The sequence below is a fragment of the Micromonospora sp. KC606 genome, assembly GCF_004348675.1.
Lineage (GTDB): Bacteria > Actinomycetota > Actinomycetes > Mycobacteriales > Micromonosporaceae > Micromonospora.
Genome location: NZ_SMKN01000273.1, coordinates 1 through 6,898, shown reverse-complemented (window position 1 = coordinate 6,898; position 6,898 = coordinate 1). Strand labels below are relative to the sequence as shown.

The 6,898-nt window shown below is 73.5% G+C and carries 6 protein-coding genes and 1 pseudogene; 2 read left to right on the top strand and 5 right to left on the bottom strand.

The genetic code is table 11. The annotated features are described in order from the left end of the window. The 3 genes and pseudogenes from E1193_RS28915 to E1193_RS28905 all read right to left on the bottom strand — a co-directional run. A pseudogene (locus E1193_RS28915) lies at window positions 1-807 on the bottom strand (serine/threonine-protein kinase); the annotation flags it as partial. Window positions 808-914: 107 nt separating this feature from the next. Then, complete coding sequence (locus tag E1193_RS34030) at window positions 915-2,825, bottom strand: serine/threonine-protein kinase (protein WP_207922910.1); 1,911 nt, start codon at window positions 2,823-2,825, stop codon at window positions 915-917. A gap of 56 nt (window positions 2,826-2,881) precedes the next feature. Then, window positions 2,882-3,088: a hypothetical protein gene (locus tag E1193_RS28905; protein WP_132186336.1), complete on the bottom strand. Its 207-nt coding sequence runs from the start codon at window positions 3,086-3,088 to the stop codon at window positions 2,882-2,884. Between the two features lie 218 nt (window positions 3,089-3,306). Here E1193_RS28905 and E1193_RS28900 point away from each other — a divergent pair, with 218 nt between their 5' ends. Continuing rightward, complete coding sequence (locus tag E1193_RS28900; RefSeq protein WP_132186335.1) at window positions 3,307-3,507, top strand: hypothetical protein; 201 nt, start codon at window positions 3,307-3,309, stop codon at window positions 3,505-3,507. Continuing rightward, window positions 3,507-4,304 (top strand): site-2 protease family protein, encoded by a 798-nt coding sequence (locus tag E1193_RS28895; RefSeq protein WP_132186334.1) that lies wholly within the window; start codon window positions 3,507-3,509, stop codon window positions 4,302-4,304. Before E1193_RS28900 ends, E1193_RS28895 begins: the two co-directional genes overlap by 1 nt. Window positions 4,305-4,361: 57 nt before the next feature. On the opposite strand, the gene E1193_RS28890 is transcribed toward E1193_RS28895, so the two are convergent. Together E1193_RS28890 and E1193_RS28885 are read right to left on the bottom strand one after the other, a co-directional pair. Continuing rightward, window positions 4,362-5,360: an aldo/keto reductase family protein gene (locus E1193_RS28890; protein ID WP_132186333.1), complete on the bottom strand. Its 999-nt coding sequence runs from the start codon at window positions 5,358-5,360 to the stop codon at window positions 4,362-4,364. 31 nt (window positions 5,361-5,391) lie between these two features. Then, a partial coding sequence (locus E1193_RS28885; protein ID WP_243707957.1) for a WG repeat-containing protein occupies window positions 5,392-6,898 on the bottom strand: 1,507 nt, incomplete at its 5' end.

Below are 6,898 nucleotides of genomic sequence, written 5' to 3'. Positions count from 1 at the left end.
GCGGCGTCGGCCATCGCGGCGGCGCTGGGCCAGCGGTCGGCGGGGTTCTTGGCCAGGGCGCGTTCGACCACCGCGGCCACCGGTGGCGGGATGTCGTGGGGCAGCGGCGGCGGAGCGTCCTGGGCGTGCCGCAGCGCCACCTGCAACGGGTTCTCGCCGACGAACGGCGGCTGCCCGGTCAGGCAGTGGTAGGCCACCGCGCCGAGCGCGTAGACGTCCGTGGCCGCCGAGACCGGCTGGGCGACAGCCTGCTCCGGCGACATGTAGGAGGCGGTGCCGAGCACCATGTGGCCCCGGTGATCGAGGCGATTGCGCGGAGCGGGCGATGCCGAAGTCGACCAGGACGATGGTGCCGTCGCGTTTGGCCAGGAGGTTGCCGGGTTTGACGTCGCGGTGGACGATGCCGGCGGTGTGGGCGATGTGCAGTGCGGTGGCGGCTTGCGCGACGGCGGACATGGTGGAGGCGGGGTCGAGTCGGCCGGCGCGGCGGATCCAGGCGTTGAGGGGTTCGCCGTCGACGTACTCCATCACCAGGTAGCTGACGCGGTTGCCGTCGGTGAGGGTGGTGGAGCCGAAGTCGTGTACGGCGACGATGCCGGGGTGGCGTAGGGCGGCCAGCATGCGGGCTTCGGCGTGGAAGCGGGTGGTGAACTCGGGGTCTTCGACCAGTGTGGGTAGCAGTATTTTCACAGCTACCTCGCGGTCGAGGAGGGTGTCCACGCATCGCCAGACGGTGCCCATGCCACCGGTCGCCACCCGTTCGCTCAGCCGGTACCGATCGCTGAGCGCCAGTCCCTTAGTCAGCACCGCGCCACCGTACCGGCCGGGCGGTCATGCTGGTCACCGACGGTCGTGTCGTGACGCCCCGAGGTGGTGCGTGTCGCGCCGACGACGGTCGCCGGCCGGCCCCGAACTCAACCGCAGTGTTCGAAGTCGCTGCCGTAGCTGGCGCCGCCGGTCGACCCACCCCACGCCACGCACGCCTTGCCGCCCCCGACGCGGACCGGGCCGGCGTAGTACTCGGAGGAGCCGCCGGCGGTGGTCCGCTTCTTTCCCTGCACCTCCAGGAACGCCGACACCGCCGTGGGCTCGCCGAGCGCGATCTCCTTCAGGGTGACCACGCACTTCACCCGGGCCGGCGGTTTGCGGAGCAGATACACCCGTCCGGTGCGTACCCCGTCCGCGACCAGCGCCGCCGACTCGACGACCTGGAAACCCTCGCCGCAGAGCTCCTCGGGGGTGTGGGGATTGCTCCTCGGCGGGTTGGCGGGAGGCGAGGCGGGCGGCGGCGCGTTGCTGGACGCGCTCGCCCCGGGTTCCGGCACCGGTCGGTCCCCCGGCTTCGGCCCCGGCGGCCCACCGGGCTCGGCTCCTGTTCCCGCTCCGGTGGTGCCGTTCGGGACGACGCCCGCTCCCGCCGGAGTCGACCAGCCGGCCGGCACGCCGGTGCCCGGCTCCGGCCTGCCGTTGCGGGCGCCGTCGGTGTCCGGACCGGGTGGCGCGGACACGGCCCCCACGGCCCCCAGGGACCCGGCGGTCGGTTCCGGCGTGCCCTGGCGCGGGCCGTCCGGCGGAAGCGCCAGGATCACGCCGACGCCGACCAGCACAGCGGCCGCCGCCCCGGCCACGCAGGCCAGGACCATCCGCCGACGCGGCGCCCGGCCGCCGTCCGGCGACTTCGGCTTCGGGCTTCTTCCTGGTACGCCGCCCCGGCCCGGCGGGGTCACCGGCCGGCCAGCTGCCGGTGGGGCCGGCTGTCGGTCGTTCGTCGGCTCCGCCGGCCGGTCACCCGTGGGCGCCGCCGGTGCGGCCCCGGGCCCGTCACCCGTCAGCGCCGCCGGCCGGTCACCCGCCGGAGCTGCCGGAGGGGTCGTGGCTCCGCCACCGGTCGACGCGGCCGACGCCGGCGCGGCCTTGTCCCCCGTCGGCACCGGCCACGGCGGGGGCGGGGCCAGCGCGTCCCCGGCCGGCCGCGGACCGGGTAGGACCGGGCGCACCGTCGGCGTGGCGGCGCGGGCGGCGTCGGCCATCGCGGCGGCGCTGGGCCAGCGGTCGGCGGGGTTCTTGGCCAGGGCGCGTTCGACCACCGCGGCCACCGGTGGCGGGATGTCGTGGGGCAGCGGCGGCGGAGCGTCCTGGGCGTGCTGCAACGCCACCTGCAACAGGGTGGCGCCGACGAACGGCGGCTGCCCGGTCAGGCAGTGGTAGGCCACCGCGCCGAGCGCGTAGACGTCCGTGGCCGGCGACACGGGCTGGTTGTTGACCTGCTCCGGCGACATGTAGGAGGCGCTGCCGAGCACCATGTGGCTGGCGGTCAGCCCGGAGGACGCCGCGGAGCGGGCGATGCCGAAGTCGACCAGGACGATGGTGCCGTCGCGTTTGGCCAGGAGGTTGCCGGGTTTGACGTCGCGGTGGACGATGCCGGCGGTGTGGGCGATGTGCAGTGCGGTGGCGGCTTGCGCGACGGCGGACATGGTGGAGGCGGGGTCGAGTCGGCCGGCGCGGCGGATCCAGGCGTTGAGGGGTTCGCCGTCGACGTACTCCATCACCAGGTAGCTGACGCGGTTGCCGTCGGTGAGGGTGGTGGAGCCGAAGTCGTGTACGGCGACGATGCCGGGGTGGCGTAGGGCGGCCAGCATGCGGGCTTCGGCGTGGAAGCGGGTGGTGAACTCGGGGTCTTCGACCAGTGTGGGTAGCAGTATTTTCACAGCTACCTCGCGGTCGAGGAGGGTGTCCACGCATCGCCAGACGGTGCCCATGCCACCGGTCGCCACCCGTTCGCTCAGCCGGTACCGATCGCTGAGCGCCAATCCCTTAGTCAGCACCGCGCCACCGTACCGGTGTGCAACGCGAACGTGTGAGAACCGCCGCGTCGCCGGTACTACGGGTGACGGGGGGAGTGGAACCGGTAATCGTTCGGGTTGACCGTCGCCGGCTTCGGATCCTCCTGCCAGGCACCCTCTCCGGGGCGGGCGACGAGGGCGTCCAGCAGCTCGTCCCGGTCCATGTGCGCGGCACCCTCGATGCCGCCCCGGACCGCGATCTGCCGCAGCTCATCAGTGTCCTTCTCGTGCATCCGCTGCTCCACCGTCGCCTCCTGGAGTCCGCCGGCGGTGTCCGGCCACCGCCGTTGCTCACCCTGCCCATACCCCGACAGCGGCCGGGAAACCCTGGAGCCCGGCAGCGCGGCGTCGGGGCGGGCGGCGGCGCTCCCGCGGGGTGAGCAGCGGACCGTTCAGGGGACGGCCGACTACGCTTGCGGGGATCCGTCCCCGGAGACGGCGAAGCGGCGAGGGGAGACGCGGCATGGCGTGGAGCTGGCGGTACGAGGGCGCGGACGGCACGGCGCTGGACGGGCCGGTGGAGTCGTTCGGCAGTCAGGCGGACGCCGAGTCGTGGATCGGCCAGACCTGGCGGGAGCTCGCGGCGTCCGGCGTCACCTCGGTCGCGCTCGTCGAGGACGACCGGGTGGAGTACCGGATGAGCCTGCTGCCGACGGCGGAGTGATGGCGTACGACCGCCCGGGGGAACCGCTGGTCCTGGGTGTGCCCCGGGCGGCGTTCCGCCCCAGCCCGGTTTTCCTCGCCCTGGTCGCGCTCTTCGTGGCCAGCGGGGTGATGGCCTGGAGCGGATTCGGCAACGTCCGGTTCGACGTGTTCCTCTTCGTCGTCTCCGGTTGGCTGGTCTCGCTCTGCCTGCACGAGTATGCCCACGCGGTGGTGGCGTACCGGGCCGGCGACCGGGACATCGCCCACCGCGGCTACCTGACGTTGAACCCGCTGAAGTACACCCACCCGTTGCTGTCGATCGTGCTTCCCGTGGTGGTGGTGCTGCTCGGCGGCATCGGCCTGCCGGGTGGCGCGGTGTGGGTGGACCGGCACGCCATCCCGGGCCGGCTGCGCCACACCCTGGTCAGCCTCGCCGGTCCGGCCACCAACGTGCTGTTCACGCTGGTGCTGGTGGCGGCACTGCGGGTCGGGTCCGGGGCGTTCGGCGGGCCGGTCGAGTTCTGGGCGGGGCTGGCGCTGCTGGCCTTCCTCCAGCTCACCGCGAGTCTGCTCAACCTGCTGCCGATCCCCGGCCTGGACGGCGGCAACATGATCCAGCCCTGGCTGAACGCGCAGTGGCGGCGGATGTACGACCTGTTCGCCCCGTTCGGCTTCATCCTGCTCTTCGCGCTGCTGTGGAACCCGCGCATCGGTGGTTGGTTCTTCGGCGCGGTCTTCGCCCTCGGCGACGCGCTCGGCCTGCCGAGCTGGCTCTACGCCCTGGGACTGGACCTGATCCGCTTCTGGCAGGGGTGATCGGCCCGGGGAGGGGCCCGGGCCGGCGCGCAGGCCGCGCCGGGCCCGGAGAGAGCGTCAGGGCCGGCGGGCCGGGCTCTCGGTCTTCGCCGCGTCCCGCTCGGTGACCGGCTCGACGATCTCGTCGATCGCCTTCAGCAGCTCGGCGTCGAGCGTCACGCCGGCCGCCTTGACGTTGTCGTGCACCTGCTCGGGCCGGGACGCCCCGATGATCGCCGAGGCGACGTTCGGGTTCTGCAGCACCCAGGCGATGGCCAACTGCGGCAGGGTCAACCCGGCCTGCTCCGCGAGGGGCTTGAGCCGCTGCACCCGGGTGAGCACGTCGTCGTTCAGCCAGGCCCTGATGAAGTTGGCGCCGGATTTCTCGTCCGTGGCCCGGGACCCGGCCGGCGGTGGCTGGCCGGGCAGGTACTTGCCCGAGAGCACGCCCTGCGCCATCGGCGACCAGACGATCTGCCCGACGCCCAGCTCCTCACAGGCGGGCACGACCTCGGTCTCGATGACCCGCCACAGCATCGAGTACTGCGGCTGGTTGGACACCAGCGGGACGCGCAATTCGCGGGCGAGGCCGTGCGCCTCGCGGATCTGCGACGCCTTCCACTCCGAGACACCGATGTAGTGCGCCTTGCCGGAGCGGACGACGTCGGCGAACGCCTCCATCGTCTCCTCCAGCGGCGTGCTGTAGTCGTACCGGTGGGCCTGGTAGAGGTCCACGTGGTCGGTGCGCAGCCGGCGCAGCGAGCCGTTGATCGACTCCATGATGTGCTTGCGGGACAGGCCCCGGTCGTTGCGGCCCGGACCGGTCGGCCAGTAGACCTTCGTGAAGATCTCCAGCCCCTCGCGGCGCTCGCCCGCCAGGGCCTTGCCGAGGACCTCCTCGGCGCGGGTGCCGGCGTAGACGTCGGCGGTGTCGAAGGTGGTGATGCCGGTGTCCAGGGCGGCTCGCACGCAGGCCAGCGCCGCCTCCTCCTCGACCTGGGAGCCGTGGGTGATCCAGTTGCCGTACGAGATCTCGCTGACCATGAGGCCCGAGCGGCCTAGGTGTCGGAATTCCATTCCCCGACCCTAGCCCGGTCCGCCTGAACCGTCAGAGCACCGGATGGGCGTCGGTCAGCAGCAGGTCGATCTCGGCCAACACGGCGTCCCGGCCCGGGTGCACCGGGTCGATCAACGGAGCGCCGCGCCGGTCCAGCGCGCCCCACCGGCCGGCGCGGTCGGTGGCCAGGAACGCCACCGGGTGGATCATCAGCTGTCCGTGGGCGGGCGCGACGAGCACCTTCCCGGCGCGGTCCACCACGCCGCGCAGGCCACCCGCCTGCACCACGGCCAGCCCCTCGTCGGTGAAGCCGTCCACCGGGCGGCCGTCGGCGAGCACGGTCCGGAAGCCCTGGTAGCGGGGTGGCACGACCAGCCGGCCGTGCCGGTCCACCGCACCCCAGGCCCCGCCCCGGCGCACCGCGGCCACGCCGCCCCGGAACGACCGGACCTCCTCGAAGCCGCCGGAGGCGACCACCGTGCCGTCCGGCTCGACCGCCGTCCAGTCCGCGTCACCGCCCCGAGACACCCAGGCCAGACCGTCGGAGAAGGCCCGCACCGCCGCGTACGCGGGGGCGATCAGGGTCCTCCCGGCCTCGTCGATCAACTCCCAACCGGTGGCGTCGGGACGGCGTACCCAGGCCATGCCCTCGCAGAAGGGCTGCGCCTCGGCGTACCGGTAGTCGATCACGAGTTCACCGTCGGGATCCGCGTAACCCCATCGCTCTGGGTCGATATCCCGGGTCGGTACCGGCGAGCGGTGTCCGCGTAGCACCTCCTCCCGACTCCGGGGATACGGCCCGAAACTGCCCTTCGCGGCGGCCCGGGCGTGCACCGCGTCCAGGGAGATCATGATTCGCTCGGTCAGTTCCGGGTCGTCGGCCCGGCGCAGGTCCAGTGCTCGTTCGAAGTGCTCGCACGCCTCCATCAACCGGCCCTGGTCGTAGCAGGACCGGCCCGCGTGCTCGTGCATCGCCGAGCGCAGCCGATCCGGCAGCTCCGTCGAGTTGGCCTCGGCGAAGAGCCGGTCCGCCTCGGCGTGCTCGCCCCGGCGGCGCAGCACCTCCGCCAGCCGGGCCCGCGCCAGCGCGGTCCGCCGCAGTTCCCCGGTCGCCTCGGCGTAGGTGAGGGCGAGCCGGCCGTCGGCGAGCGCGTCGTCCAGGTCGTCGACGACCCGGGAGACGACGGCGCGCAGGCTCAGCAGCCGGGCGCGGGCGCGGTTGTCCAGGGAGACGCCGAGCTTCTCGGTGAGCCGCCGCCGCAGCGCACGCAGCTCGTCCGGGTCGTCCACGGTCTCACGCAGCGTCTCCGGGTCGAGCCGCCACCGGTACGCGGCCAGCACCTGCTCCGGGTCGCTGCGCGGCGCCGGCTCGTCCGCCCCGGATGTCGGTGGGAGGGCCGGCTCGTCCGCCCCCGCCGATGCCGCGACGGGCCGGGCGGGATGGTTCGGCCCGTCGGGCGCGTCGAGGCCCGGCCCGGCGTCGGGGTCGACCGCCGGGTGCTCCGCCGGATCCGCATCCGTCGACTTTCCGACGCCGACGACCGGTGGGGCGGAGACC

What these genes read in the sequence shown, in the direction of transcription:
- E1193_RS28900 (WP_132186335.1), top strand. Translation starts at nt 3,307, where the DNA reads ATGGCGTGGAGCTGGCGGTACGAGGGCGCGGACGGCACGGCGCTGGAC.
- E1193_RS28895 (WP_132186334.1), top strand. Translation starts at nt 3,507, where the DNA reads ATGGCGTACGACCGCCCGGGGGAACCGCTGGTCCTGGGTGTGCCCCGG.
- E1193_RS28890 (WP_132186333.1), bottom strand. Translation starts at nt 5,360, where the DNA reads ATGGAATTCCGACACCTAGGCCGCTCGGGCCTCATGGTCAGCGAGATC.